A 26819-nucleotide genomic window follows, 5' to 3' on the forward strand; every position below is an offset into this window, starting at 1 on the left:
CACCATCATGGATAAACTGATCTTCACGGCAGTCAGCGGCGCCGAGCGCACCTTGCGCTCGCAGCAGGTGCACGCCAACAACCTGGCCAACGCCGACACCGCGGGCTTCCGCGCCAACCTCGAGGTGGCCGCCACCCAGGCCATGCAGAACGGCTACGGCTACGACAGCATGCACCTGGCCAAGACCGAGGCCGATACCATCTCGACCCGCGCCGGCGCGGTGCGCGAGACCGGCCGCCCGCTCGACGTCGCCATCAGCGGCGCCGGCTACCTGGCGGTGCAGTACGGCGCGGGCGAAGCCTATACCCGTGCCGGCGCGATCGACATCGACGCCAATGGCGCCCTGTCGGTGAACGGCCATCCCCTGATGGGCGAAGGCGGCCCGATCACCCTGCCGCCGCACCAGGCGGTGGAGATCGGCGCAGATGGCACCATCTCGGTGCTGACCGAAGGCGCCACCCTGATGCAGCCGATCGACAAGCTGCGCCTGGTGAATGCCGAAGGCGTGGAACTGACCAAGAACGAGGCCGGCCTGATCGTCTCGCGCGACGGCAACCCGCTCGAGGCGGATCCGAACGTCGCCGTGCGCGGCCGCGCCCTCGAAGGCAGCAATGTGTCGGCGATCGAAGAAATGGTCGCCGTGATGAGCCTGAACCGCAGCTTCGAGATGCAGATGAAAATGTTCAAGGCCAGCGACAGCATGAACGAGGCCGGCAACCGCCTCATCGGCGCATAAGCCACATACTTAAGGAATAATCATGAATCCAGCAATGTGGATCAGCAAGACCGGCGTGCAGGCACAGGATGCCAAGCTGCAGGCGATCGCCAACAACCTGGCCAACGTCAACACCGTCGGCTTCAAGCGCGACCGCGTCGTGTTCGAAGACCTGTTCTACCAGGTCGACGCCCAGCCGGGCGCCCAGAGCGCGGACAACATCGTCTCGAACGGCGTCCAGCTCGGTAACGGCACCCGCGTGGTCGGCACCCAGAAGGTCTTCACCAACGGCAATATGCAGACCACCAGCCAGGCGCTGGACGTCGCCATCAACGGCGCCGGCTTCCTGCAGGTGCGCCGCCCGAACGGCGAACCGGCCTTCACCCGCGCCGGCCAGCTGCAGGTCGACGCCAACGGCACCCTGACCAATGCCCAGGGCCTGCCGATCGTGCCGCAGATCACCGTGCCGCAGAACGCCACCGCCATCACCATCGGCGAAAACGGCATGGTCTCGGCCACCGTCGCCGGTTCCACCACCCCGACCGAACTCGGCCAGCTGACCTTGACCAGCTTCGTGAATCCGGCCGGCCTGCTGGCCCTGGGCGAGAACCTGTTCAGCGAAACCGCCGCTTCCGGCACCGCCAACGAAGGCCGTCCGGGCGACGGCGCCCTCGGCAAGCTCAAACAGGGCGCGCTGGAAGGCTCGAACGTGCAGGTGGTCGAGGAGATGGTCGACATGATCGCCGCCCAGCGCACCTACGAGATGAACACCAAGGTGCTGTCGGCGGCCGACAATATGCTCCAGTACCTGGCACAGGCTGCTCGCTAATCCGATGAAATATGTTACCGCGGCGCTCTGCGCCATTCTCCTCGCCGGCTGCGCTTCCGCGCCGCCGCGCCAGGTCTCGAACGACGACGACTTCGTGCCGATGGCGCGCAGCACGTCGCGCGGCGTCTCGGGCGGCGTCTTCACGGGTGAAACCGTGTCGCTGACCTCGGACAGCCGTGCCTACCGCGTGGGCGACGCGGTCACCGTAATCCTGCAAGAAACCACCCAGGCCAGCAAGCGCGCCGGCACCAGCTTCTCCAAGGGCTCCTCGGTCGGCGTGTCGCCGATCGCCGCCCTCGGCAAGACTTTCGGCAAGACCGCGATCGACATCTCGGCCGACCGCAGCTTCGAAGGCGACGCCACCAGCACCCAGCAGAACGCCCTCTCGGGCGCGCTGACCGTGATCGTGCAGGAAGTGCTGCCGAATGGCCTCCTGCGCGTGGCCGGCGAGAAGAACCTGACCCTGAACCAGGGCGAGGAATTCGTGCGCCTGAAGGGTTTTGTCCGCGCCCAGGACATCGACAACGACAACCAGGTGTCCTCGCTGCGGGTGGCCAATGCCCGCATCGCCTATTCGGGCAAGGGCGCCCTGGCCGAGAGCAATCAGCCAGGCTGGCTGACCCGCTTCTTTACCGGCCCCCTGATGCCGTTCTGAGGACACGATGATCCATTCTCTACGCGCATCGCGCGCTCTTCGCACCGTGGTGTGCGCGCTGCTGATGGCGGCCACCGCCCTCCCCGGCGTAGCCTCCGCCGCCCAGGCGCTGCGCAACCTGGTCAGCGTCGAAGGCGTGCGCGAAAACCCGCTGGTGGGCTACGGCCTGGTCGTCGGCCTGAACGGCAGCGGCGACTCGACCCAGGTGAAGTACGCCAGCCAGTCGGTCGTCAACATGCTCAAGCAGTTCGGCGTGCGCCTGCCGGAAGGCGAGGACGCCAAGAACAAGAACGTGGCCGCCGTCATGGTCTCGGCCGTGTTTCCGCCGGGCTACCGCCGCGGCCAGGCGATCGACGTCACCGTCTCGTCGCTGGGCGACGCGAAAAGCCTGCGCGGCGGCACACTGCTGCTGACCCAACTGCGCGCGGCCGACAATGAAGTCTATGCGCTGGCCCAGGGCAACCTGGTGGTCGGCGGCCTGAACGCCACCGGCAAGAGCGGCTCCTCGGTGACGGTCAACACCCCGACCACCGGCCGCATCCCGAACGGCGCCATGATCGAGCGCGAGATCCCGACCGATTTCGCCACCCGCCCGCAAGTGATGCTGCGCCTGCGCCAGCCGCACTTCGAGACCGCCACCAATGTGGTCAACGCGATCAACGCGAAATACGGCCCGATCGCCACCACCGCGGACGGCACCAGCGTCGAAGTCATCGCCCCGGAAAATCCGACCGAGCGCGTAGCCTTCATGGCGAAATTGAACAACCTGCAGGTCAATGCCGGCACCGAGGTGCCCAAAGTCGTCTTCAACTCGCGCACCGGGACGGTGGTCATTGCCGACGGCCTGCGCGTGAAGGCGGCCGCCGTCACCCACGGCTCGCTGAAAGTGATCATCTCGGAGAGCTCGCGCGTCTCCCAGCCCGGCCCCTTCTCGCGCGGCCAGACCGCGGTGACGCCGGAATCGAAGCTGTCGGTGGACCAGGGCTCGGGCCAGATGTTCAACTGGCCGGCCGGCGCCAAGCTGCAAACCATCATCGACGTGGTCAACAGCCTGGGCGCCTCGCCCGACGACATCATGGCGATCCTGCAGGCGCTGGACCAGGCCGGCGCCATCGAAGGCGAACTGGTGGTGATCTGATGAAAATCGAACAGAACCAGCCCCTGCCGCTGCAGCCCGGGCCCGATGCGCCTGTCGCGCCTGCCGCCGACCAGCCGGACCCTGCTTATGTCGCGAAAGCCACCAAGGCTGCCGTCGAGTTCGAGCGCTTCTTCATCTCGAACATGCTCAAGGAGATGCGCTCCTCCACGCGCGCCATGGCCGCCGAGGACAGCGTCTTCAACAACCGCGTCAACCAGGATATGCAGGACATGGCCGACGACCTGCTCGCCGGGAACATGGCCGGCAACCGGGCCTTCGGCATCGCCGACGCCATCCTGCGCCAACTGGTGCCTGGCGCCAAGCACGGCAAATAAGCCGGAAAAAGCCGGACAATAAAATTTAATAAGCAGCAATAAACGGTCGCCTTTACAAGGTAACCCTGCTTCGAGGAAGGACCTGCAACATGCCCATGATCAATAACGCACTGTCTGGAGCGCTTGCCGCCCAGGTGGCGCTCAGCGCCAGCAGCCAGAACATTGCCAACCTGCAGACCAAGGGCTATACGCGCCAGTCGGCCCTGCTCACGGCAATCGGCCCTGGTGCGGATCCTCGCGGCGTCGGCAATGGCGTGCAGGTGAGCTCGTTGCTGCGCTTCTCGGACGGCTACAAGAGCCAGGCCATGTGGCGCGCGGCGTCGGAACTCGGCTCCTATGCGCAGACCCAGCCCTACCTGAGCCAGCTTGAAAGCGTGATGGGCGACAAGACCGCCAGCCTGTCGGCGGGCATCGACGAATTCTTCGGCGCATTGAACGCCGTTGCCGGCGACCCCGGCTCGAGCCCCCTGTACCAGCAGGTGCTCGACTCTGCCGGACTGATGGCAGAACGGTTCAACGGCCTGAACAATGTATTCAACGCCCAGCTGCAGTCGCTTCGTACCCAGCGCAGCGCGATCGTCGATTCGGCCAACGCCCAGATCTCGGCCATCGCGCGCCTGAACCAGCAGATCAGCCAGGCCCAGGCCACCGGGCAGAACGCATCGATCATGATCGACGCGCGCGACCAGGCCATCGACGAGCTCGCCAGCAAGATGGCCCTCGACGTCACGGACAATGCCGACGGTACCCGCGACGTTGCGCTCAAGACCGGCCAGGCCCTGGTGCTGGGTGGCCTGTACGGTACGCTGAAGGCCGCGCCGACGGCGACCAGCGCGCAGGAATTCACGCTCACCTTCGCCAACACCACCTATGTGCTCGACCCTGCCAAGCTCGGCGGCCAGCTCGGCGGCCTGGGTAAGTACGAAGCGGAAAAGCTCTTGCCGTTGCAAAACGACATCGCCGATATCGCGCAACAGCTCGCCAACAAGATCAATACCCAGCTCGGCCTTGGTTACAAGCAGGATGGCAGCGCGGGCACCCCGCTGTTCGTGTTCACGCCAGGCAGCAATGCCGACATGCTGAAAGTGAGCAGCGGCTTCCTGGTCAAGGACCTGGCCTTCTCGGGCGACGGCGCCCCCGGCGACACCGGCAACCTGCAGAAGCTGGTGACCATCAAGTCCCAGCCGGTCACCGTCGGTTCGATCGGCTCGGTGCTGCTAAGCGACGCCGACGTCCAGCTGGTCGGCAAGCTCGGCGTGGACAGCCAGCTCAACAAGGCCTCGCTGAAGACGAGCCAGACCGTGCGCACCCAGGCGGTGGACGACTGGCAGTCGACCAGCGGCGTCAACCAGGACGAGGAAGCGGTCAACCTCGTTGAATTCCAGAACATGTATCAGGCGAACATGAAAGTCATTTCGGTCGCCAACCAGCTCTTCGACGCCACGCTGGCGATGATGGGCTAAAGGATAGCGCCATGCGTATCGCCACCACCCAATACCAGTCGACCATGAACCAGTCGCTCCAGATCAACCAGGAGCGCCTTTCCTATATTACCCGGCAACTGGCGGAGAACAAGCGCATCCTCGTGCCCTCGGACGACCCGGTTGACAATGTGCGCCTCGGACGCCTGTCGCGCGAAGAAGCCACGGTGCAGCAATACCGCGACAATATTGCGGCGGTTCAGGTCCGCCTGAACCGCTCGGAAGGCTACCTGTCCAATATGACGCAGGAAATGATCGTGGGACGCGACACGATCGTCTGGGCATCCGAGGGCAGCAATGCGCCCGGCGACCTGAAGGCCATGGTCAGCCCCCTGCAATCGCTGCGCGACAGTCTGTTCTATGCCGCCAACACCATCGACGAAGAAGGCAACTACATCTTCTCCGGCACCCTCACCAAGACTGCGCCGATGCGGTACGACGCCACCGCCCCGCTTGGTTCGCGCTACACTTACGCCGGGAATACGAATTCGCAGGAAGTGGTGGTCGGCAACGGCATCACCCAGGCGGGCAATGAAAACCTGAAGGGCCTGGAGAAGCTGCTCAACCAGCTCGAAGAGAGCATCGTCACGCTCGGGACGCCTGGCGCATCGGCGAACGATCCAGCGGTGCGCGCGGTGCTCACGGCGAACCTGGATGGTTTCGACGAGACGATGAACCTGGTGACCAGCAAGATCGCCACCCTGGGCGGCTCCGGCAACGTCATGAAGACGCTGGACGCCAACCATGCCAACATCAGCCTGTCTAACAAGTCGGCGATCATCGACATCGGCGCGCTCGACGTCGGCGAGGCGGCGACCGCCCTCAGCGGCTACTCCACCGCACTGCAAGCCACTTACAAAGCTTATAGCCGCATCAACAACATGTCCCTGTTCTCGGTCCTGTAATCGTTCGCCATGGAAGCAGCTCTTCGTCCAAGCAACCCGGCCACTGCCGCAGTAGCCAACCCGGCCGCCGCCGGCGCCACCGCTGCGGCGGCACGCGCCACCGCGGTTCGTCCGGCCGACCCTGACAGCCGCGTCGTCACCCCGGTCACACCATCCGGCGCACCGCTTCAGCGTGGCATCCGGTGGGATACCAGCCTGCAAGGCGACGTCGCGCGTGCACAACAGGCGCTCGACTACCTGCAACGCGTCGCCTCCCAGCTCGAAGCCCTGAAAGCGGACCTGAGCGCCAAGATCGCCGGCCGCCGCGACCCGGCGCGCCAGATCGAGGCGCGCGCCCAGCAGCTCAGCAGCGCGCTGGCCTCGCGCGGCAAGCAGGGCGGCGGGGGCATCGACAACCAGCTTGACTTCCGCAGCGCCGAGCCGGCGCGCACCCGCTTCCGCATCCGCGGCTTCGACGTCGCCACCCTGCAGGCGAGCGGCCAGCAGACCTATGCCTTTTCGGTCGGCAGCGCCGGCGGCCCGAACCTGACGGCCACCATCGAACCGGACATGACGCCGGAAGAGATCGCGGGACGCCTGAATCGCACGCTCACGCCGGTCAAGGTGCAGGTGTCGCTCGACAGCGAACAGCAACTGGTGTTCAGCGCACCGGAAAGCGAGTGGGCCGGCATCAAGGACGCGATCGCGATTTCCGGCCGCGGCCGCGTGGACACGGCCGAAGAGCCTCCCGTCATTGCCCCTGAAGAATGGAATATCGGTAACCCGGATGCACTGCGCGAGAGCCTGCGCGAAGTGATGCAGGCCCTGGCACGGGTGCGCCGCTCGCAGGACGCCGCCAGTGCGGCGCTCAGCGCAGCCATGGCGCGCACGGCGCAGCCGGCGATTCCGGAAGCCGAACTGCTGGCCATCACCGGCGACTTCGCCGCCACCGCCGCGAGCCACGACTACCAGTCGCTGCTGGCAATCACCTCGGCGCTCGTCGGCGTGAGCCGCGACCGGGTCCAGGCGCTGCTCGGCCTGCGCTGATCTTTTCCAAATAAAAAAACCCTCCCACGCCAGGCGTCGGAGGGTTTTTTTGTCGGCTTTTAAATGATCAGAAGCCGTACTTCACACCGGCGCTCCACACGTTCGCGCGGGCGCCAAAGTCTTTGGTCTTGCCGTAGCGCTCGTATTCCGCCACCAGCGCGGTATTCTGGTTCAGCTTGTATTCGACGCCCAGCGCGCCATAGCCGCTGGTGTCGTCGTTCTTGAAGCGCTGGCCGAGGTTGTTCGTCATCTTGCGCTCGTTATGCGACACGCCCACCTTGCCATACACGCCGACCTGCTCGTTCACCGGAACGGTGTACTTGGCGGCCACGTAAGTGCCGTAGCCTTCGGTGCTGCCGCGCGGGCCGACATCGGTCTTGTGATGGTTCGTCCAGCCTGCTTCAACGCCGAGCTGCTCATTGAATTTGTAACCGCCGAACAGTTTGCCGTCAGCCTTGTTCGAATCCAGGGTGGAGTTCTTCGAGGTCGCCGCAGCCGCGCCGACATAGGCCTTGCCAGTGTCCTGGGCTTGAGCTGCGCCGGCGACAGCGGCGGTAGCGATCAGTGCAATCATCAGCTTTTTCATACGAATTCCTTTCAAAGTGCATCAACTGTGTCGCAATTCACAACGAATCGCGTTGTAGTCACAATAGCATCCAGCCACGGCCGAGCCCAAGGGTGTGGGCTGTAAGAACTGTAACAAGATGAAAAATGAAGACCAGATCGGCACTTATGTTCGCTGGATGACCGACGATATCGATCCGGCCCTCCGCGCCATCTGTTTCCGGGCGTAAAAAAACCCGCTGCAAGCAGCGGGTTCTTCTTCATGCCCGAAAAGGCGATTACGCGCCTTCGCGGCTCGCCTTCTTGCGCTCGTGCTCTTTCAGGAAGCGCTTACGCAGGCGGATCGATTTCGGGGTGATCTCGACCAGTTCGTCGTCCTCGATGAACTCGACGGCGTATTCGAGCGACATCTGGATCGGCGGCACCAGGCGCACGGCTTCATCGGTACCCGACGAACGCACGTTGGTCAGCTGCTTGCCCTTGATCGGGTTCACGACCAGGTCGTTGTCGCGCGAGTGGATACCGATGATCATGCCTTCGTACACCGGGGTGTTGTGCTCGACAAACATGCGACCGCGGTCCTGCAGCTTCCAGATCGCGTACGCGACGGCGGCGCCGTCGTCCTGCGAGATCAGCACGCCGTTGCGGCGGCCGGCCAGGTCACCCTTGGTGTTGTCGACAGGCAGATATTCGTGGAACACGTGACTCATCAGGCCGGTGCCGCGGGTCAAGGTCATGAACTCGCCCTGGAAGCCGATCAGGCCACGGGCCGGGATCAGGTATTCCAGACGGACACGGCCTTTGCCGTCCGATTCCATGTTCTGCAGGTCGCCACGGCGGCGGCCCAGCTCTTCCATCACACCGCCCTGGTTCACTTCTTCCACGTCGACGGTCAGGTTCTCGTACGGTTCGCACTTGACGCCGTCAACTTCCTTGAACACCACGCGCGGACGCGACACCGCCAGTTCGAAGCCTTCGCGGCGCATGTTTTCCAGCAGGATGGTCAGGTGCAGCTCGCCGCGGCCCGACACTTCGAAGATGGTGTCGTCGTCGGTCGGCATCACGCGCAGCGCCACGTTCGATTTCAGTTCGCGCTCGAGGCGCTCGCGCAGTTGGCGGCTGGTGACGAACTTGCCTTCGCGGCCGGCCAGCGGCGAGGTGTTGACCATGAAGTTCATGGTCAGGGTCGGCTCGTCGACGGTCAGCATCGGCAGCGCTTCCGGGGTATCCACAGCGGTCACGGTCACGCCGATGCCGATGTCTTCGATACCGTTGATCAGGACGATGTCGCCGGCGACGGCCTCGTCGACCTGCACGCGCTCCAGGCCCTTGAAGTTCAGCACCTGGTTGATGCGGCCCTTGATCGGATTCTTGTCGTCCTGGCCGTTCACGACCAGCACGTCCATGCCCGGCTTGACGCGGCCGCGGTTGATGCGGCCGATGCCGATCTTGCCGACGTAGGACGAGTAGTCCAGCGAGGTGATCTGCATCTGCAGCGGACCGTCCGGGTTGTCGTCACGCACCGGCACGTATTTCAGGATGGCGTCGAACAAGGGCTTCATGTCGCCGCCGCGCACGCTTTCGTCCATGCCGGCATAGCCGTTCAGGCCCGAGGCGTAGACGATCGGGAAGTCCAGCTGTTCGTCGGTGGCGCCCAGCTTGTCGAACAGTTCGAAGGTCTGGTTGATCGCCCAGTCGGCGCGCGCGCCCGGACGGTCGATCTTGTTGACGACGACGATCGGCTTCAGGCCCAGGGCCAGCGCCTTGCGGGTCACGAAGCGGGTCTGCGGCATCGGACCTTCCTGGGCGTCGACCAGCAGCAGCACCGAATCCACCATCGACAGCACGCGCTCGACCTCACCGCCGAAGTCGGCGTGGCCCGGGGTGTCGACGATGTTGATGTGGGTACCTTCGTACTCGACCGCGCAGTTCTTCGACAGAATCGTGATGCCGCGTTCTTTTTCGAGGTCGTTCGAATCCATCACGCGGGTGTCCACCGCCTGGTTTTCACGGAAGGTGCCCGACTGGCGCAGCAGCTGGTCGACCAGGGTGGTCTTGCCGTGGTCAACGTGGGCGATGATTGCAATATTACGAATTGCGCGTTTGGTGTCTGACATGTGTAGTTTCAACAGTGAATGTTGCGTGATGGATGGAGGCGGTGACGATTCGAGAGCATTACCGGTTTCCGTAACCCGCTACTATAGCATGGTTATGGCCCTTGCTGCGGCGCAGCGACGGGGAATGCACCTGAATTTTCGACGATGAGCCGCCGTCGAGGATAGCCGCAAGGTATTGCAGGAGGATGACGGTCCCGGGCGCCGCTGGGCAGCATGAGGCTGCCGCTCCGGGTACGAAGGGCGATATGGCGGTGTTTCCGGGGATTTCAAGGCTTGTGCACACAGGCCTTGCGGTAGAAGTCTTTCAGCTCTTCTCAAGGGCGTCGATCTGCCTGGCCAGGCTCGCGCGCAGCGTCTCGTCCTTCGCCTTGTCGCGCAGGGTTTCCAGCGCGGCGCGGTGGGCGACACCCAGCGCCGCCTTCTCGTCGACCGCGACATGCGGCGCTACCCCCACGCCTTCCCAGCTGCCGCCATCGACCGGGCTGACCGATTCGCCGATCGGGATCGACAGCAGGTAATCATTGCGCAGCGGCAGCATCATATTCGGGTTGCCGCCACCGCGCGTGGTGGCGCCGACCAGGGTCGCGCGCTTCAGGCTCTTCATCGAATAGGCAAAGGCTTCGCCGGCGGAGAAAGTGCGGCCCGAGGTCAGCAGCCAGACCGGCTTGCCGAGGTAGCGCTGGCCGCGGATGTCGGCGAAGCTCCTGGCCTGAACCTTGCGGTTGCCGCGGTAGCGCAGCTCCATCACTGTGAAGGGTTTTTCGAAGAAATAACTGGCCAGCAGCTGCATCGCTTCCCCGCCGCCACGGTGGCCACGCAGGTCGATGATGAGCGCATCGGTATTGGCCACGAAGCCCATGGCGGCGCCGAAGGCTTCCTTCGCCTGCCCGGCATCGTCGTGGAAGTGGAAGATGTCGATGTAGCCGACGTTCCCCGGCAGGATCTCCACCTTGCGCAGCCCATAGTTGTCGCGACGCTCCTGCTCGCGCTTGGCCGCCGTGCTCGTGAATGCGGCTGGACGCAAACTGCGCACGTTCGGCTGGTGGCGCAGGCTCATGTGCTTGTCCTTGCTGATTTCCTGGAAGTGGCTGGTGAGCAGTTTGACGAACTCTTCTTCGGAGCCCGCGCCAGCGTAGGCGCCGGCCTGCTGGTGCTTGCGCACGTTCTGTTCGATGGCCGGGTAGCGTTCCGGATGGACGTATTCCGCCTTGATGCGCGCCAGCGTTTCCTCGATCACGAGCTCGCGTTCGCTCCTCGCGGCGCCGTAGAGGGGAGAACTGCTCAACAGGGAGACGGCCAGCAGGGCCGCGCGGAAGAATGGATGTCGCATGATGGTCTCCGAAATAGTGGTGAGACCATCATTGCAAGAGCCGTGCCACAGCTTTGCCCCAGGAAAACACTTCATCGGGAGCGTCCGCGGACGCGGGCGCCGCCGTCCACGGCGGGGCACGGACAGCGGCGGCTCGACAAGAACTACTGCGCGGCCGCGATCAGGCGTTCCGGCGCCAGGATGGCATATTCCTGCAGGTTGGCGGTGCCGAGCAGCTTGCCCTCATGGTATACCCGGACGCGGCCCAGGCTGGTGGGCACCACCACCTCCTCCTTGCCCAGCGCGAGGCGCTGGCCGTTGAGGAAGCGCTTGGCCAGGTCCGGGGTGAGCTCGACCGAGGGGAAGCTCGACAGCAGTGCATCGACCGGCGCCAGCAGGGACATGGGGTCCGGATGCGCCTGCAGGTCGTCCAGCGTGATCATGCGCTCGGTCGACAGGCTGCCCACCTGCACCCGGCGCAGCGCGTTGAGGTGGGCGCCGCAACCGAGGGCCGCGCCAATGTCCTCGCCCAGCACGCGCACATAGGTGCCCTTGCTGCAGGTGACGAGGATTTTCAGCATGGGCGCCGTATAGTCGATCAGGGACAGGCCATGGATCGTCACCGGGCGCGCTTCGCGCTCGAGCGTGATGCCTTCGCGCGCGTATTCATAGAGCGCCTTGCCGTCGCGCTTGAGCGCGGAATACATGGGCGGGACCTGGAAGATGGGGCCGCGGAAGCGCGCCAGCGCCGCCTCGATCTGCTCGCGCGTGACATCGACCTCGCGCTCCTCGATCACTTCCCCTTCCGTGTCGCCCGTGGTCGTCATGATGCCGAGGTGGACGGTCGCCTCGTAGGTCTTGTCCGCTTCCAGCAGGTCCTGCGAGAACTTGGTCGCCTCGCCGAAGCACAGCGGCAGCAGGCCGGTGGCGAAGGGGTCGAGCGTGCCCGTATGGCCGGCCTTCTTCGCGTTGAACACGCGCTTGGCCTTCATCAGCGCGTCGTTCGAGGACAGGCCGACCGGTTTATCCAGCAGGAGGACGCCGTCGACCAGGTCGCGCGGCTTCTTGATCGCGCGGTTCACTCGGAATCCGAATCGTCGTCTTTGCCGAAGTCGGCCGCACGGACCGCGTTGGCCTGGTCGATCAGGGCCGACATCGCCAGGCCCCGGGTGGTCGAGGTGTCGTGCACGAAGTGCAGCTGGGGCAGCGTGTGGATGTGCAGGCGCTTGCCCAGCAGGTTGCGCAGGTAGCCGGCCGCCTTCGACAGGCCTTCCAGGGTCTGCTTGACCTCTTCCGGGCTGTCCTTGAGCAGGGTGAAGTACACCTTGGCGTGGGCATAGTCCGGGGTCAGCTTCACTTCGCTGATGGTGACCATGCCGACGCGCGGGTCCTTGAGTTCGAAGGCGATCAGTTCCGACAGGTCTTTCTGGATCTGGTCGGCCACGCGCAGGCCGCGCTGGCGAATGCTTTTACTGTGTTTTGCCATGATCTTGCTGGTGTTGTTCTTGTGTGAGTGCCGCTTAAAAAACGAGGGCCAGGCCCCCGCGGCTTTCGCCGCGAAGCGTCCTGGCCCCATCGTACTCCCAAGCGGGAAATTACAGCGTACGCGCCACTTCGGTGACTTCGAACACTTCCAGGACGTCGCCGACCTGGATGTCGTTCATGTTCTTCAGCGACAGGCCGCACTCGAGGCCGGCACGGACTTCCTTCGCATCGTCCTTGAAGCGCTTGAGCGAGTCGATCTCGCCGGTCCACACGACGATGTTGTTGCGCAGCAGGCGAACCGAGGAGGTACGCTTGACCACGCCGTCGGTGACCAGGCAGCCCGCGATCGCGCCGACCTTCGACACCAGGATGACCTGGCGAATCTCGACCTGGCCGGTGATGGTCTCGCGCTTCTCCGGCGCCAGCATGCCCGACAGTGCCGTCTTGATCTCGTCGATCGCATCGTAAATGATGCTGTAGTAACGGATGTCGACGCCGTTGGCTTCGGCCAGCTTGCGCGCCTGGCCATCGGCACGGGCGTTGAAGCCGATGATGACCGCTTTCGAGGCCACCGCCAGGTTGACGTCCGATTCGGTGATGCCGCCGACCGCCGCGTGGACGATCTGGACGCGCACTTCCGAGGTCGACAGCTTCTGCAGCGAGCCCACCAGTGCTTCCTGCGAACCCTGCACGTCGGTCTTGACGATGAGCGGCAGGTTCTTGACTTCGCCTTCGGCCATCTGGTCGAACATGTTCTCCAGCTTGGCGGCCTGCTGCTTCGCCAGTTTGACGTCGCGGAACTTGCCTTGACGGAACAGGGCGATTTCGCGCGCCTTGCGCTCGTCGGCCATCACCATCACTTCTTCACCGGCGCTCGGCACCTCGGTCAGGCCCTGGATCTCGACCGGGATCGACGGACCGGCTTCGGTCACCGACTTGCCGTTCTCGTCCAGCATCGCACGGACGCGGCCGAAGGAGGAACCCGCCAGCACGACGTCACCGCGCTTCAGGGTACCCGACTGCACCAGGATGGTGGCGACCGGGCCGCGGCCCTTGTCCAGGCGCGCTTCGACCACCAGGCCGCGCGCCGGCGCATCGCTCGGCGCGGTCAGTTCCAGCACCTCGGCCTGCAGCAGCACCTGTTCCAGCAGGTCGTCGATACCGGTACCGACTTTCGCGGACACCGGCACGAACGGCGAATCGCCGCCGTATTCTTCCGGCACCACGCCCTCGCCCACCAGTTCCTGGGTGACGCGGTCGGTGTTGGCGCCCGGTTTGTCGATCTTGTTGATCGCGACGACCAGCGGCACGCCGGCGGCCTTCGCGTGGGCGATCGCTTCCTTGGTCTGCGGCATCACGCCGTCGTCCGCCGCCACCACCAGGATGACGATGTCGGTCGCTTTCGCACCGCGGGCACGCATTGCCGTGAAGGCTTCGTGACCCGGGGTATCCAGGAAAGTGATCATGCCGCGCGGAGTATCCACGTGGTATGCACCGATGTGCTGGGTAATGCCGCCGGCTTCGCCCGCGGCAACCTTGGCGCGGCGGATGTAGTCCAGCAGCGAGGTCTTGCCGTGGTCGACGTGGCCCATGACGGTCACGACCGGCGCGCGCGGCTTGGCCTCGAACTCGGTATGCTCGCCCTGGTCGGCCAGGATGGCTTCCGGATCGTCGACGGCGGCGGCGAAGGCCTTGTGGCCCATCTCTTCCACCAGGATCATCGCGGTTTCCTGGTCCAGCACCTGGTTGATGGTGCACATCTGGCCCAGCTTCATCAGCTGCTTGATGACCTCGGAAGCCTTCACCGACATCTTGTGCGCCAGTTCGGCGACGGTGATGGTTTCCGGCACGTGCACGTCCTTGACGATGGCTTCGGTCGGCGCCTGGAAGTTCGATTCGCGGTCCTCGTTGTGCGAGGAGCGACGACCGCCGCTGCGGCCGCCACTGCGCCAGCCGTCACGGCCGCCGGCAGGCGCGCCAGGACCGCCACGCCCCTTGCCGCCGCCTGGTGCGCCACGCTTCTTGGCGTCGTCCGACCAGGTCGAGGACACGTTCGCCGATTTGATCGACTTTTTGTCGCCCGGCTTCTTGTCGCCCGGTTTCGCTTCGCCCGGCTTCTTGTCGGCGGACGCCGCCGGCTTGTGCAGGGTGCCGGCCGGTGCTGCGGGAGCAGCCGGTTTCGGCGCCGGTTCCGGCGCCTTGATCACGCGGCGCGGCTGGCTCATCATGAGCTTGATCTGGGCCACTTCGTCGGCCACGGCCTTGCGTGCGCGCTCGGTGGCGGCAGCGCGCTCGGCGGCTTCCTTGGCGGCTTCCTCGGCGCGCTTCTTGGCTTCCGCGGCGGCGGCCTGGGCGGCCTCTTCGGCAGCGGCATTGGCCGGGGTCGCAGGCGCCTGGGCGCTTGCCGCGGCCTTCGCGGCGGCGGCAGCCTCGGCGGCGTCACGCTTGGCCTTCTCGGCCGCGTCACGCTTGGCCTGCTCTTCGGCGGCCCTGGCTTGTGCAGCCTCTTCCGCTTCGAGCTTGGCCAGGCGCTCCTGCTTTTCACGCAGGTCCGCTTCCTGGCGGGCGATCAGCTCGGCCTGGCGGCGCGCCTCTTCGTCGCGGCGTGCCTGTTCGGCGGCGTCGATGACCGGAGCGGCCTCCGCCTTCGGGGTGGTGACCAGGTCGTCGCGCTGCACGAAGGTGCGCTTCTTGCGGACTTCGACCTGGATGGTACGCGATTTGCCGCTCGAGTCAGCCTGCTTGATCTCGGTGGTTTCCTTGCGGGTCACCGTGATCTTCTTCTTCTCACCGGTTTCGGCTGCGCCGTGGGTACGGCGCAGGTGGTTCAGCAGCTTGTCCTTATCATCTTTCGACAAGGGATCTGACGTCGAACTTTTCTCGACGCCGGCCGAGCGCAGCTGTGTCAGCAGCAGGTCTGCAGGCATCTTCAGTTCGGTGGCAAATTGGGCTACGTTGTTACTCGCCATTCAGTCCTCTTTTCTATGTGTCGCTGAGATGATAAAGATTTGCAAATTACGCCTTGGCCGTTTCTGCCAGGCTCCAGGCTTTCGCCTGCAACGCCTTGGCGCGGTCATCGTATTTGCTGTCGACCAGCTTCATCTCTTCGTCGGTCACATCACTAAATTCGTTCTTGATCAGGTCGCGGGCACGGTCCGACGACAGCGCCAGGATGGCGCCGAATTCGTCATAGGCGAGTGCCGCGAAGGCTTCGACCGTCTTGATGCCAGCCAGGCCGAGCTTGCCGGCGGTGGTGCGGTCCATGCCTTCCAGGTTCACGAGGGCTTCTTCCATCCCTTCGAGGCCTTCTTCGGAAGCGATCGCTTCGGTCACCAACGCGTCACGGGCGCGGGTGCGCAGTTCGTTGACGGTGTCTTCGTCGAACGACTCGATTTCCAGCATTTCGGAGATCGGGACGTAAGCGATTTCTTCAAGGCTCGAGAAACCTTCATCGACGAGGATGTCGGCCACTTCCTGGTCGACGTCCAGTTTTTCCATGAACAGCACGCGGATCGCGGCGGTTTCCTGGGCCACCTTGTTGGCCGATTCCTCGGCCGTCATGATGTTGATCTTCCAGCCGGTCAGCTCGGACGCCAGGCGCACGTTCTGGCCCGAACGACCGATCGCGATCGCCAGGTTCTCTTCATCGACCACCACGTCCATGGCGTGCTTGTCTTCGTCGACCATGATCGAGGAGACATTGGCCGGTGCTAGGGCGCCGATCACGAACTGGGCCGGATCGTCCGACCACAGCACGATGTCCACGCGCTCGCCGCCCAGCTCGCCGGTAACCGCTTGCACGCGCGAACCGCGCATGCCGACGCAGGTGCCGATCGGGTCGATGCGCTTGTCGGCGGTGAACACCGCGATCTTGGCGCGCACGCCGGCGTCACGGGCAGCCGATTTGATCTGCAGGAGGCCCTGCTCGATTTCCGGCACTTCCAGCTCGAACAGCTTCATGATGAATTCCGGCGCGGTACGCGACAGGATCACCTGCGGGCCGCGCATATTGCGGTCCACACGCAGGATGTAGGCGCGGACGCGGTCGCCGATGCGCAGGTTTTCCTTCGGGATCATCTGGTCGCGCGGCAGGCGCGCTTCGATCTTGCCCGATTCCACGATGGCATCGCCGCGCTCCATGCGCTTGATGGTGCCGGTGACCAGCGAGTCGCCGCGCTCGAGGAAGTCCTGCAGGATCTGCTCGCGCTCGGCATCGCGCACGCGCTGCAGCACGACCTGCTTGGTGTCCTGGGCGAAGCGGCGGCCGAACTCGACCGATTCGATCGGGTCTTCGATATATTCGTCGACTTCGATGTCCGGAATCTGTTCCTTGGCTTCGAAGTGCAGGATTTCCTGGTCGGGCAGCTGCAGGCCGGCCTCGTCCGGCACGACGTGCCAGCGGCGGAAGGTTTCGAACTCGCCGCTGTCGCGGTCGATGCTCACGCGGATGTCGACATCGCCTTCATAGCGCTTTTTCGTGGCTTGCGCGAGCGCGAACTCGAGCGCTCCGAAGACCACTTCCTTATCGACGTTCTTTTCGCGCGCGAGCGCATCAACCAGTAACAAAATTTCGCGACTCATGCTTTGCGACTCCTAAAATCCACCTGTGGCACAAGGCGTGCCTTATCCAATTCGGCCAGCGTAAATTCCAACAACGCCGAACCATCTTTATTGTCAAATTCCAGACCGACCTTCTCGCCCTCGACGCCGCGCAGGATACCGGTGAAGGTTTTCCGGTTCGCGGTGCCCGGCATGGCGACGCGCAGCTTGACCGTGCACTCGTGGCCGGCGAAGCGCGCAAAGTCGGCCAGGGTCCGTACCGGGCGATCGAGGCCCGGCGAAGAGATTTCCAGCCGTTCGTAATCCACATTCTCGACGGTGAGCACGTGCGACAACTGGTGGCTCACCGTGGCGCAGTCCTCGACCGTGATCGGGCCTTTTTCATCGGCGTCGGCTGCCGGGAAATCGATATAGACACGCAGGATCCCGCGTTCGCCGCGCTCGACGTCGACGAGTTCGTAGCCGAGGCCACTCACTGTTTTGGCGATTAATTCAAACTGCTGCACGACGCTTCTCCAGGAGCTTCAAAACGATTTTCCAAAAAAAAAATGGGCATCTGCCCATCTTTTTGTATTCACAACCCAACCAGATGAAAGCACTTGCACCAAGAAAATACTGGGAAGAACTTTGATTAGGCTGCAAATTATACAGTGATCCTGCTTCTCTCGCAATCGCCGTGAGTAGAAATGACAAGTAAACAACAGTTAGCAGGAATACCATAAGGGGCTATGGCCGCCATTCTACGGCATTGCAGCATGGCGCGCCCGGCGTCGCGAAAAAATTCCCGCGCCGGGCGTCAATGACATCAGCCGCGCCATGGCGCGGCCACCCTTCTCAGCCGCGGCGGCCGCGACGCGGGAGACCGTGCTCCGAACCACGCGGACCCTGGCCGCCGCGACGGCCGCCGCCGGTGCCGGCGAAGCCGAAGGTGGTCTGCAGCGGATCAGGCTGCTTTGGACGGCCGCTCTGCTTGCCGCCGCCGAAGGAACCGGCATTATTGCCACGTCCCTTGCCTTTGCCGCCCTGCACACCCTGCGGACGGCCGGCCGGCATGCCGGGCAAGCCCTGCGGGCGATTGGTACCGACGCGCACCACCGGCGGACCGAAGGGGTCCACATTGCGGTTGGCGTCGGCGCGGTCGATGCGGTTGCCGTCGGCGCGGTTCGGTTGCGGGCCCTGGCCCTTGCCGCCCTTGCCGCCGCCCTTGCCCTTGCCCTCCCCCTTGCCAAATTCGGGCGCGCCGCCCTTCTTCTCGACGCCGAACGCGGCCATCAGCGCGCGCACGTCGTTGTCCTGCAGCTCTTCCCAGCGGCCGCGCTTGAGGCCCGTCGGCAGGGTCATCGCGCCGTAGCGGGTACGGATCAGGCGCGAGACGGTCAGGCCGACCGCCTCGAACATGCGGCGCACCTCGCGGTTGCGGCCTTCGCCGATCACCACGCGGTACCACTTGTTGATGCCTTCGCCACCGCCATCCTGGATCTTCGAGAACGAGGCCAGGCCGTCGTCCAGCTCGACGCCTGCGAGCAGCTTCTGGCGCATGCCCTCTTCCAGCTCGCCCAGGGTGCGCACCGCGTATTCACGGTCGATGTTGTAGCGCGGGTGCATCAGCCTGTTGGCCAGGTCGCCCGAGGTGGTGAACAGCAGCAGGCCCTCGGTGTTGAAGTCGAGGCGGCCCACGGCCAGCCACTTGCCGGTCTTCATGGTCGGCAGGCGGTCGAACACGGACGGACGGCCTTCCGGATCGTCGTGGCTGACGATCTCGCCGGCCGGCTTGTGGTACACCAGCACGCGCGGCGGCTTGTTGTTGTTCACCTTACGCTGGATCAGCTTGCCGTTGATGCGCACCGCGTCGGTCGGCAGGATGCGCTGGCCGATGTGGGCCGGCTCGCCATTCACCGACACGCGGCCGGCGATGATCAAGTCTTCCATGTCGCGGCGCGAGCCCAGGCCGGCCTCGGCCAGCACCTTGTGGAGCTTGGGCGCGTCGTCGTCGGCGGTCAGGTCGCGGCGCACGGGCTTGGACTGCTGCTGACCACGGCCGCCTTCATTGGCGTCGAAGGCATCCGAGGTGACGAAGGAGAACACGGCGTCGGCTTCATTGCCCTTGCCGCCCTGCTTGCCTCCCTTGCCCTGCTGCTTGCCCTTGCCCAGCTGCTTGCCCTGCTTGCCGCCCTGGGCCTGCTGGCCCGGCTGGGCATTCTGCTGCGGACGCTGGCTTTGCTGGCCGCGGCCTTTTTGCTGCTGGTTGCGGCCACGTCCTTCGCGCTTGCCTTCGACCGGAGCCTGCTCACCCTCGGCGGGCGCCTGCGCAGCCGCTTCCGGCTGGGCGGCCTGCTGCTCCATCTGGCGCGCTTCGCGTTCCTGGCGCTTCTCGCGCATCTGGCGCGGACCGCGCGGCTTGCGCGTCTCGCCGTCGGCGTGCGCTTCCTGCTGCGCCGCGACCGGCTCGACGGCGACCGGAGCCGGGGCAGCGGCGGGCGCTTCGGCCGCCTTGGTGGCGCGCGGCTTGCGGGCCTTCGGCGCCGGCTTGGCCTCCAGCTCGGGCGCGGCTTCCGTCACGGGAGCGGATTCGGCAGGCGCGGCGGCCTTGCGGGTGCGCTTGGGCTTGGCAGCGGCTTCGGCCTGCACTTCCGGCTGCGCCTCAGGCGCCGCTTCCTTCGGCGCGGCCGGCTTGCGGGTGCGCTTCGGCTTTGCCGGCGCGGCGTCGCCCGCGTCCACGGGCAGGGTGTCGTTCGGTTCAGTTGGGTTCATCGTTCGTGTCTTTATTATGCTGACCCGGCCCAGCGGCATCTGCCGTCTCGTGGTCACTATTCCGGTCAAAAATCGAACCGTCGACAGGCAGGACGCCCGTCTCGGTATTCATCTCGTCTTCATTGGCGGCCGCCTCGGCATCCGCCTTCTCAAAGTTCTCGTTCAGCGCCTGCTCCAGCGCCTCGAGGCTGCGGCTGTCCGGGCCCTCGCTGACCGCCTGCAGCGGCGGCAGCTGCGACAGCGAGGCCAGGCCGAGGTCGTCCAGGAACTGCTTGGTGGTGCCCAGCAGCGCCGGGCGCCCCACCACTTCACGGTGGCCGACCACGTCGATCCAGCCACGGTCTTCCAGCATCTTGATGGTCTGCGAGTTCACCGCGACCCCGCGGATTTCCTCGATGTCGCCGCGCGTGACCGGCTGGCGGTAGGCGATGATGGCCAGCGTTTCCAGCGTCGCGCGCGAATACTTCGGCGGCTTCTCGGGCGACAGGCGGTCGAGGTAAGGCTTCATCTCGGGCCGGCTCTGGAAGCGCCAGCCCGACGCCAGGCTGACGATCTCGATGCCGCGCCCCTGCCAGTCCTGGCGCAGTTCTTCCAGCAGAATCTTGATCGTGTCGCTGCCGACGCCGGCGTTCAGCTGGCGGCCATTGGCGTCGACCTCGGCGAAGAGCTTCTTCATGCCGTGGATCGTCATCGGCTCGCGTGCGCACAGCAAGGCGGTCTCGAGGACGCGCTTGGCCTCGTCAGTATTCATATCGCGGTATCGTCACGCTCAGAATGCAAGAATCAAGTTCAATAATCCGTCTACGCGGGTGCAATCGCGGATGCCAGGCGCGCGCCAGGGTGGCGGTGCGAAGGTGCTGCGCAAATGCTGGAATCCGGGGCCCGGGCCTGGATGCGCCGGGCTGGTTTGGCGGCGGAAAAGGTTCCGATGCGGGTTCCGATATGCGCCACGGCTCTGTTGGTGTTTCGGCGAAACGCGGGTTCGCGGGTGATGCGGCGGGGGCGTCTCTAGCAACTGGAAGGCATTGTAACCGATAAAACCGGCGAATGGACAAGACCCGCCCTCCGGGAAAGCACGATTGCCGTCAAATCCTGCCTGGATTGGTGTCGAATCGGCGCGACTCGGGCCGATTCGTCTCAAGCGGCCAGTTTTTCCGACAAAATCGCCGACACGCCGAGGAAGGCCGGGTAGTCGGCCGTGATCACGTAGGTCGGCACCGCGGCCAGGTAGGCGCTGAAACGGCCCTTCTGTTCGAAGCGGCGGCGGAAGCCCGACGCCAGGAAGCGCTCGCCCAGGCGCGGCACGATGCCGCCGCCGATGTAGACGCCGCCCTGGGCGCCGAGCGTGATCGCCAGGTTGCCGGCGGCGGTGCCGAGCATGCCGCAGAAGACTTCCAGCACCTCGTCGCACAGCAGGCATTCGCCGGCCAGGGCGCGGCGCGAGATTTCCGGCGCCGCCAGGCTTTCGCCCGGACGGCCGGCGCGGTCAGCCAGGGCACGGTAGATCAGCTCCACTCCGGCGCCCGAGAGCAGGCGCTCGCTCGAGACGTGCTCGAACTCGCGCCAGGCGTACTGGAGGATCGCGACTTCAAGCTCGTTGACAGGCGCGAAGCTCACATGGCCGCCTTCGCTGCGCAGTGCGGTCCAGTGCCCGTCGGCGCCCGGCACCAGGCCGGACACGCCGAGTCCGGTGCCCGCGCCGAGCAGCCCGAGGGGCGCGTCAGGCAGGGGCGCGCCGCCGCCGACCTGCAGCTTCTGCTCACCCAGGTGCGGCAGCGAGCGCGCCAGCGCCGAAAAGTCGTTCACCACTTCCAGCGTGTCGAAGCCGCACTCGCGGCGCAGCGCCTCGATCGAGAAGGCCCAGTGGTGGTTGGTCATGCGCACCTGGTCGCCCGTCACCGGATTGGCGATGGCGATGGCCGCGTGGCGGATGCCGGCGTGGAGCGCGGCAGCCTGCGGCAGGGCCAGGTAGCTGCGGATGGCATCGGCCAGGGTCGCGTGCTCGCTACAGGCCAGCACCTCGATCGCCTCGAATCGCCCGGCTGCGGTTTCCAGCGCGAAGCGGGCGTTGGTGCCGCCGATGTCGGCGAGCAGGCGTGCGCCGTCCGCGAAGGCGGACGAGAGGAAAACGGGGCTGGGAGCGAGGACGGTCATTGCAGCATGAAGAGAAGCGATGACCAAGCTTACTAAACTTCGTAGTGCTCTTACAAGTTATTTTTGTAGTTTAGGTACAAGCACGCAAATCCACCTCGCTTCGTACAACAGGGAACCAGCCATTCTGAAGTAGTCGAACTACCTCATCAACACGTTGCCGGATCCAGCTCCGGACCGGCGCCGTGGTGCGCGTTCCAGGCGTCCAGTCCGCCCTTGAGGGGGCGGGTGCGGTGGAAACCGTTGGCCAGGAACTGCTTGGCCACCTCGGCGGCCGTCACGTCGTTCGGGCAGCTGCAATACACGACGATGTGGCGGTTGCGGTCGAGGCCCGCCATCAGCTGCTCCGGCGGGCAGGACTTGAACACCAGGGCGCCGGGGATCGCCGCCTCGATGCCCTGCGCCGTCAGGCTGCGCGCATCGATGATGAGCGGGTCGTGGCCGGCGTCGATCAGGTCCAGCAGCTCGCCCACCTCGATGCGCGGCACGGCGGTGCGGGCGCGGTGGCGGCGGCGCTCGACGTACTTGACGGCGACGAACAGGGCCAGCAGCGAGGCGAGGACGGACAGCGCGGTGCCGCCCATGGTTTCCAGGGTGGCCAGCAGCTCCTCGACGCCGTCGTGGAAGAGCACGCCCAGCAGGATGCCGGTGCCGCTCCAGAGCGCGGCGCCGGTGATGGCATAGGCCAGGAAGGGGCGCGCCTCGGTGCCGATGGCGCCGGACAAGGGTGCGGCGATGGTATTGAAGCCCGGGACGAATTTCGATACCAGCAGCGATTTCGCGCCGAAGCGGCGGAAGCGGTCCTCGGTCTGGTTGACGCAGGAATCCGGCGACAGCGAAATCTTGCACAGCAGGCGCAGGATGCGCTTGCCGTAGAAGCGCCCGGCGCGGAACCAGAACAGGTCGCAGATCAGGCAGGCGCCCACGGCGGCGAGCAGGCACAACTGCCAGGCCAGGTCGCCGTCGACGGATAGCGCGCCGGCCACCACCAGGATCGGGAAGGCGGGAATCGGCAGGCCGAACTGCTCGACAAGGACGATGCCGAACACGATCAGCACACCGTAGATTTGCAGCAGTTCGATAAGTTGAGGCATCGTTCTAGTGTATCCGAATTCCCCTCCGATCACAGGCGGCCCGGCCCTGTCCTTTGGCAGGGAAACAACGCTTTCCTACACCCCTCGTGGAATCGCATCCAGCAAGGTGCGGGTGTAGGCGTGCCGCGGGTTGCGATACAACTCGTCCGAGTCCGCCAGCTCCACCACCCTCCCCTTGTGCATCACCATCACCTGGTCGGCGATGTACTTCACCACCGACAGGTCGTGCGAGATGAAGATGTAGCTCATGCCGTACTCGTCCTGCAGGTCCTGCAGCAGGTTCAATACCTGGGCCTGCACCGACACGTCCAGCGCCGACACCGATTCGTCGCAGACGAGGATTTCCGGCTTCATGGTGAGGCAGCGCGCGATCGCGATGCGCTGGCGCTGGCCGCCGGAGAACTCGTGCGGGTAGCGGTGGAACGCGTGCTCGGGCAGGCCGACCCGCCCCAGCAGCATGTGGGCGGTCGCCACCCGCTCGGCGTCGTTTGCGCCGATGCGGTGGATACGCATGGGCTCCAGCAATATCTGCCCCACCGTGAAACGCGGGTTCAGCGAGGCATAGGGATTCTGGAAGATGATCTGGATGCGGCGTTTATACGCCTGGTAGTCGCGCTCCGGCATGCCGAGCAGGTCCCGGCCGTCGAACAGCGCGCTCCCCGCCGTGGCGCGGTGCAGGCGCAGCAGGGTCAGGCCGACCGTGGTCTTGCCCGAGCCCGATTCGCCGACCACGCCCAGGGTCTTGCCGCGCCCCAGGGTGAAGGACACGTCCTGCGCCGCCTTGAATTCGCGCTTGCCGAACAGGCCCTCGCGCAGCCAGAAGCTCTTGGCCAGGTTCTTCACCACCAGCAGCGGCTCGTCGCCCGGCTCGGTGCCGCGCGTGCGCTGCGGCAGGGCTTGATCGGGCTGGAGGCGCCCCTCGATGTAGTCGTCGATCACCGGCAGGCGCAGCGGCCGCTCGTCCAGCTTCGGACGGCAGTGCAGCAGCGCGCGGGTGTAGGCGTCCCGGGGCGCGCCGAACACCTGGCTGGCCGCGCCCTCTTCCCGCACCTCGCCGTGGCGCATGACGATCACGCGGTCGGCGATCTCGGCGACCAGGCCGAGGTCGTGGGTGATGAAGAGCACCGCCATGCGGTGCTTCTTCTGCAGCCGCGCGATCAGCTCCATGATCTGCTTCTGGATCGTCACGTCGAGCGCCGTGGTCGGCTCGTCCGCGATCAGGAGCTTGGGCTCGCAGGCGATCGCCATCGCGATCATCACGCGCTGCTGCTGGCCGCCCGACATCTGGCTCGGGTAGGCGTCGATCTTCACCGCCGGATCGGGAATGCCGACCTCGGCGAGCAATTCCAGCGTGCGCGCCCGCGCGCCCTTCGCCGTCATGCCCATGTGCCTGCGCAGCACCTCGCCGATCTGGTAGCCCACCGTGAACACCGGATTAAGCGAGGACATCGGCTCCTGGAAGATCATTGCGATGTCCTTGCCGCACAATTCCCGGCGCGCGGACGGCGGCAGCGCGAGCAGTTCGCGCCCGTCGAAGCGCGCGCTGGAACCGGGCTTGACGATGGTCGTTTCAGGCGCCAGCAGCCCCATCACGGCCAGCGAGCTGACCGACTTGCCGCTGCCGGACTCGCCGACCAGCGCCACCGTGCTGTTTCTCGGCACATCGAAGGACACGCCTTTCACGGCCTCGACCGTATTCTTCCTGTCGACACGGAAGTCGATGCGCAGGTCGCGCACCTGGAGCAGGATGTCCTCGTTCATTTCAGCTTCGGATCGAGCGCGTCGCGCAGCGCGTCCGCGAACAGGGAAAAGGCCGTCACCAGCACGGCCATGGCGCCGGCCGCCGCCGCGAGCTGCCACCACTTGCCGAGGATCAGCTCGTTCTGCGCCTCATTGAGCATGCTGCCCCAGGACACCACGCCGACCGGCACGCCGAAGCCCAGGAAGGACAGGATCACCTCGGCCTTGATGAAGCCGACCACCAGGATCGACATCTGCACCAGGGCCACGTGGGCGACGTTGGGCAGGATGTGGCCGAACATGCGGCGCCAGCCCGATGCCCCGATCGCATCGGCCGCCATCACGTACTCGCGCGCCTTGTGCTTGATGTACTCGGCGCGCATCAGGCGGTAGGGGCCGGTCCAGCCGGTCAGGCCCAGGATGAGCACGATGGTCGTCACGCCTTTCTGCTGCAGCACGGCGGCCACCGTGAGGATCATCAGGATCGAGGGAATCGAGGTGAAGATGCTGTAGAACCAGTTGAACAGGTCGTCCACCACGCCGCCGTAGAAACCCGAGAGCGCGCCGAACAGGGTGCCCAGCGCCACCGCGACCAGGGCCGCCACCAGGCCGACGACGATCGAGGTCTCGCCGCCCTTGATGGTCTTCTTGACGATGTCGTGGCCCCACTTGTCGGCGCCGAAGGGCAAGGTCGTGGCTTTCTCCACGGGCGGATGGCTGGCCGCTACCTGCGCCTTGAGCTCGGCCAGTTCAGGGCCCAGGGGGTCGAAGGCATTCGGCGGGGTCTCGCGCGGCAACTGGGCCGCGGCCAGCGCGCGGGTTCCCGCATCGGCGCCGATGAAGGTGGGCGGCGCATAGTTGACGGCCACCTCCTCTTCCCAGTCGGCGGCCAGCAGGCCGGCGCTGGACAGCAGCAGCATCACGAGGAAGGCGGCGACCACCGCGAGCGCGCCCATGGCGACGCGGTCGGCGCGCAGGCGGCGCCAGGCCAGGGCCCACAGGCCGGGGGAAGCGGCATGGGCCATCATGAGAGCTTCACCCGCGGATCGACGGCCTGGTACAGCAGGTCGGCCAGCAGGTTGAACACCATGGTCGCGGCGGCGACGTAGACCGTGATCGCCTTGATCACCGGGAAGTCGCTGCGCTCGACCGCCAGGATCACCTCCCGTCCGATGCCGGGAATGCCGAAGAAGCGCTCCAGCAGGAAGGCGCCGATGAGCAGGGCCGGCAGGTTGGCCATGACATGGGTGATGATGGGGATCGCGGCATTCCTCAGCACGTGCACCCAGACCACGCGCCGCTCGCTCAGGCCCTTGGCGCGCGCGGTCCGCACATAGTCCTGGTTCACCTCGTCGAGCACGAAGCTGCGGTAGAGGCGCAGGGTCGGCGCGATCGACACAGCCAGGCCGATGATGATCGGCAGCAGCGCATAGCGCAGCAGGTTCTCGCCGAGGCTGTTACCCCAGCCCTGCACCGGGAACAAGCCCATCTCGTAGGCGAAGACGTACTGGAACACGATGATGTAGACCAGGATCGAGATCGACATGCCGACCGTGCAGGCCACCATCACGGCGCGGTCGGTGAGCGAACCGCGCACGAAAGCGATGCCCAGCGCCAGCGCGATGCCGAACAGGGTTTCCAGGATGGTGAGCGGCACCAGCACGGTGAGCGAGGGCCCCAGGCGGCTGGAGATGATGTGCGACACCGGCTCGCCCGTGCTCCAGGCGTTGCCGAAGTCGAAGGTCAGGATCTGCTTGATGAAGATCCACAGCTGGACGGCATACGGCTGGTCGGTGCCGAGCTGGCGCCGGATGTTCTCGATGGCGGCCGTGTCGGCCATCTTCCCGGCCAGCAGGTAGGCAGGGTCGCCGCCGACCCAATTGAACAGGACGAAGACCAGCACCACGACCCCGAGCATGGTCGGCAGCATCTGCCACAGGCGCCGGACGATAAAACTCAGCATG

Annotated in this window: 23 protein-coding genes; 8 read left to right on the top strand and 15 right to left on the bottom strand. The window is 65.4% G+C overall.

Features of this window, described 5'->3' with window-relative positions; translation table 11 throughout:
- Nucleotides 1–7 precede the first annotated feature (7 nt).
- The 8 genes from NX780_RS11880 to NX780_RS11915 all read left to right on the top strand — a co-directional run bounded on the left by NX780_RS11880 (nt 8) and on the right by NX780_RS11915 (nt 7084).
- Nucleotides 8–736: a flagellar basal body rod protein FlgF gene (locus NX780_RS11880; RefSeq protein WP_258828074.1), complete on the top strand. Its 729-nt coding sequence runs from the start codon at nt 8–10 to the stop codon at nt 734–736.
- Between the two features lie 22 nt (nt 737–758).
- Nucleotides 759–1544, top strand: coding sequence for a flagellar basal-body rod protein FlgG (flgG, locus tag NX780_RS11885; protein WP_258828075.1), 786 nt, complete (start codon nt 759–761; stop codon nt 1542–1544).
- Nucleotides 1545–1548: 4 nt separating this feature from the next.
- Nucleotides 1549–2199, top strand: a complete 651-nt coding sequence (gene flgH / locus NX780_RS11890) for a flagellar basal body L-ring protein FlgH (RefSeq protein ID WP_258828076.1) — start codon at nt 1549–1551, stop codon at nt 2197–2199.
- Nucleotides 2200–2263: 64 nt separating this feature from the next.
- Complete coding sequence (locus NX780_RS11895) at nt 2264–3337, top strand: flagellar basal body P-ring protein FlgI (protein WP_258828222.1); 1074 nt, start codon at nt 2264–2266, stop codon at nt 3335–3337.
- Nucleotides 3337–3672 carry a rod-binding protein gene (locus NX780_RS11900; RefSeq protein ID WP_258828077.1) on the top strand — a complete coding sequence of 112 codons (336 nt, stop codon included), beginning with the start codon at nt 3337–3339 and terminating at the stop codon, nt 3670–3672. The genes NX780_RS11895 and NX780_RS11900 overlap by 1 nt, the downstream gene beginning before the upstream one ends.
- A gap of 95 nt (nt 3673–3767) precedes the next feature.
- Entirely contained in the window at nt 3768–5135 is a 1368-nt protein-coding gene (gene flgK / locus NX780_RS11905; RefSeq protein WP_307732796.1) for a flagellar hook-associated protein FlgK, read from the top strand.
- Nucleotides 5136–5146: 11 nt separating this feature from the next.
- The gene (gene flgL / locus NX780_RS11910) at nt 5147–6058 is read left to right on the top strand and encodes a flagellar hook-associated protein FlgL (RefSeq protein ID WP_258828079.1); all 912 of its coding nucleotides are present in this window, start codon (nt 5147–5149) and stop codon (nt 6056–6058) included.
- A 9-nt stretch (nt 6059–6067) separates the two neighbouring features.
- On the top strand, nt 6068–7084 hold the full coding sequence (locus NX780_RS11915) for a hypothetical protein (RefSeq protein ID WP_258828080.1): 1017 nt from the start codon (nt 6068–6070) through the stop codon (nt 7082–7084).
- Nucleotides 7085–7151: 67 nt separating this feature from the next.
- Here NX780_RS11915 and NX780_RS11920 read toward each other — a convergent pair whose 3' ends face one another.
- From NX780_RS11920 to NX780_RS11990, 15 genes are all read right to left on the bottom strand, one after another.
- Entirely contained in the window at nt 7152–7670 is a 519-nt protein-coding gene (locus tag NX780_RS11920; protein WP_258828081.1) for a porin family protein, read from the bottom strand.
- A gap of 256 nt (nt 7671–7926) precedes the next feature.
- Nucleotides 7927–9765 (bottom strand): translational GTPase TypA, encoded by a 1839-nt coding sequence (gene typA, locus NX780_RS11925; protein WP_258828082.1) that lies wholly within the window; start codon nt 9763–9765, stop codon nt 7927–7929.
- Nucleotides 9766–10069: 304 nt separating this feature from the next.
- Complete coding sequence (locus NX780_RS11930; RefSeq protein ID WP_258828083.1) at nt 10070–11095, bottom strand: S41 family peptidase; 1026 nt, start codon at nt 11093–11095, stop codon at nt 10070–10072.
- 143 nt (nt 11096–11238) lie between these two features.
- On the bottom strand, nt 11239–12156 hold the full coding sequence (truB, locus tag NX780_RS11935) for a tRNA pseudouridine(55) synthase TruB (RefSeq protein WP_258828084.1): 918 nt from the start codon (nt 12154–12156) through the stop codon (nt 11239–11241).
- Nucleotides 12153–12560 carry a 30S ribosome-binding factor RbfA gene (gene rbfA, locus NX780_RS11940; RefSeq protein WP_258828085.1) on the bottom strand — a complete coding sequence of 136 codons (408 nt, stop codon included), beginning with the start codon at nt 12558–12560 and terminating at the stop codon, nt 12153–12155. Before rbfA ends, truB begins: the two co-directional genes overlap by 4 nt.
- A 109-nt stretch (nt 12561–12669) precedes the next feature.
- On the bottom strand, nt 12670–15528 hold the full coding sequence (gene infB / locus NX780_RS11945; protein WP_258828086.1) for a translation initiation factor IF-2: 2859 nt from the start codon (nt 15526–15528) through the stop codon (nt 12670–12672).
- 46 nt (nt 15529–15574) lie between these two features.
- Entirely contained in the window at nt 15575–17140 is a 1566-nt protein-coding gene (gene nusA / locus NX780_RS11950; RefSeq protein ID WP_258828087.1) for a transcription termination factor NusA, read from the bottom strand.
- Nucleotides 17137–17625, bottom strand: coding sequence for a ribosome maturation factor RimP (rimP, locus tag NX780_RS11955; protein WP_258828088.1), 489 nt, complete (start codon nt 17623–17625; stop codon nt 17137–17139). The genes nusA and rimP overlap by 4 nt, the downstream gene beginning before the upstream one ends.
- Nucleotides 17626–17953: 328 nt before the next feature.
- Nucleotides 17954–19870: a 23S rRNA pseudouridine(2605) synthase RluB gene (gene rluB, locus NX780_RS11960; protein ID WP_258828089.1), complete on the bottom strand. Its 1917-nt coding sequence runs from the start codon at nt 19868–19870 to the stop codon at nt 17954–17956.
- Complete coding sequence (gene scpB, locus NX780_RS11965; RefSeq protein ID WP_258828090.1) at nt 19857–20621, bottom strand: SMC-Scp complex subunit ScpB; 765 nt, start codon at nt 20619–20621, stop codon at nt 19857–19859. The genes rluB and scpB overlap by 14 nt, the downstream gene beginning before the upstream one ends.
- Before the next feature lie 386 nt (nt 20622–21007).
- Nucleotides 21008–22024 (bottom strand): glucokinase, encoded by a 1017-nt coding sequence (locus NX780_RS11970; RefSeq protein WP_258828091.1) that lies wholly within the window; start codon nt 22022–22024, stop codon nt 21008–21010.
- 146 nt (nt 22025–22170) lie between these two features.
- Nucleotides 22171–23115, bottom strand: a complete 945-nt coding sequence (locus NX780_RS11975; protein WP_258828092.1) for a VTT domain-containing protein — start codon at nt 23113–23115, stop codon at nt 22171–22173.
- Nucleotides 23116–23190: 75 nt separating this feature from the next.
- Nucleotides 23191–24876, bottom strand: coding sequence for an ABC transporter ATP-binding protein (locus tag NX780_RS11980; RefSeq protein ID WP_258828093.1), 1686 nt, complete (start codon nt 24874–24876; stop codon nt 23191–23193).
- Nucleotides 24873–25880, bottom strand: a complete 1008-nt coding sequence (locus tag NX780_RS11985) for an ABC transporter permease (RefSeq protein WP_258828223.1) — start codon at nt 25878–25880, stop codon at nt 24873–24875. The genes NX780_RS11980 and NX780_RS11985 overlap by 4 nt, the downstream gene beginning before the upstream one ends.
- Nucleotides 25880–26818, bottom strand: coding sequence for an ABC transporter permease (locus NX780_RS11990; RefSeq protein ID WP_258828094.1), 939 nt, complete (start codon nt 26816–26818; stop codon nt 25880–25882). Before NX780_RS11990 ends, NX780_RS11985 begins: the two co-directional genes overlap by 1 nt.
- Between the last annotated feature and the right edge of the window lies 1 nt (nt 26819).

The organism is Massilia agri (assembly GCF_024753255.1).
GTDB lineage: Bacteria > Pseudomonadota > Gammaproteobacteria > Burkholderiales > Burkholderiaceae_D > Telluria > Telluria agri.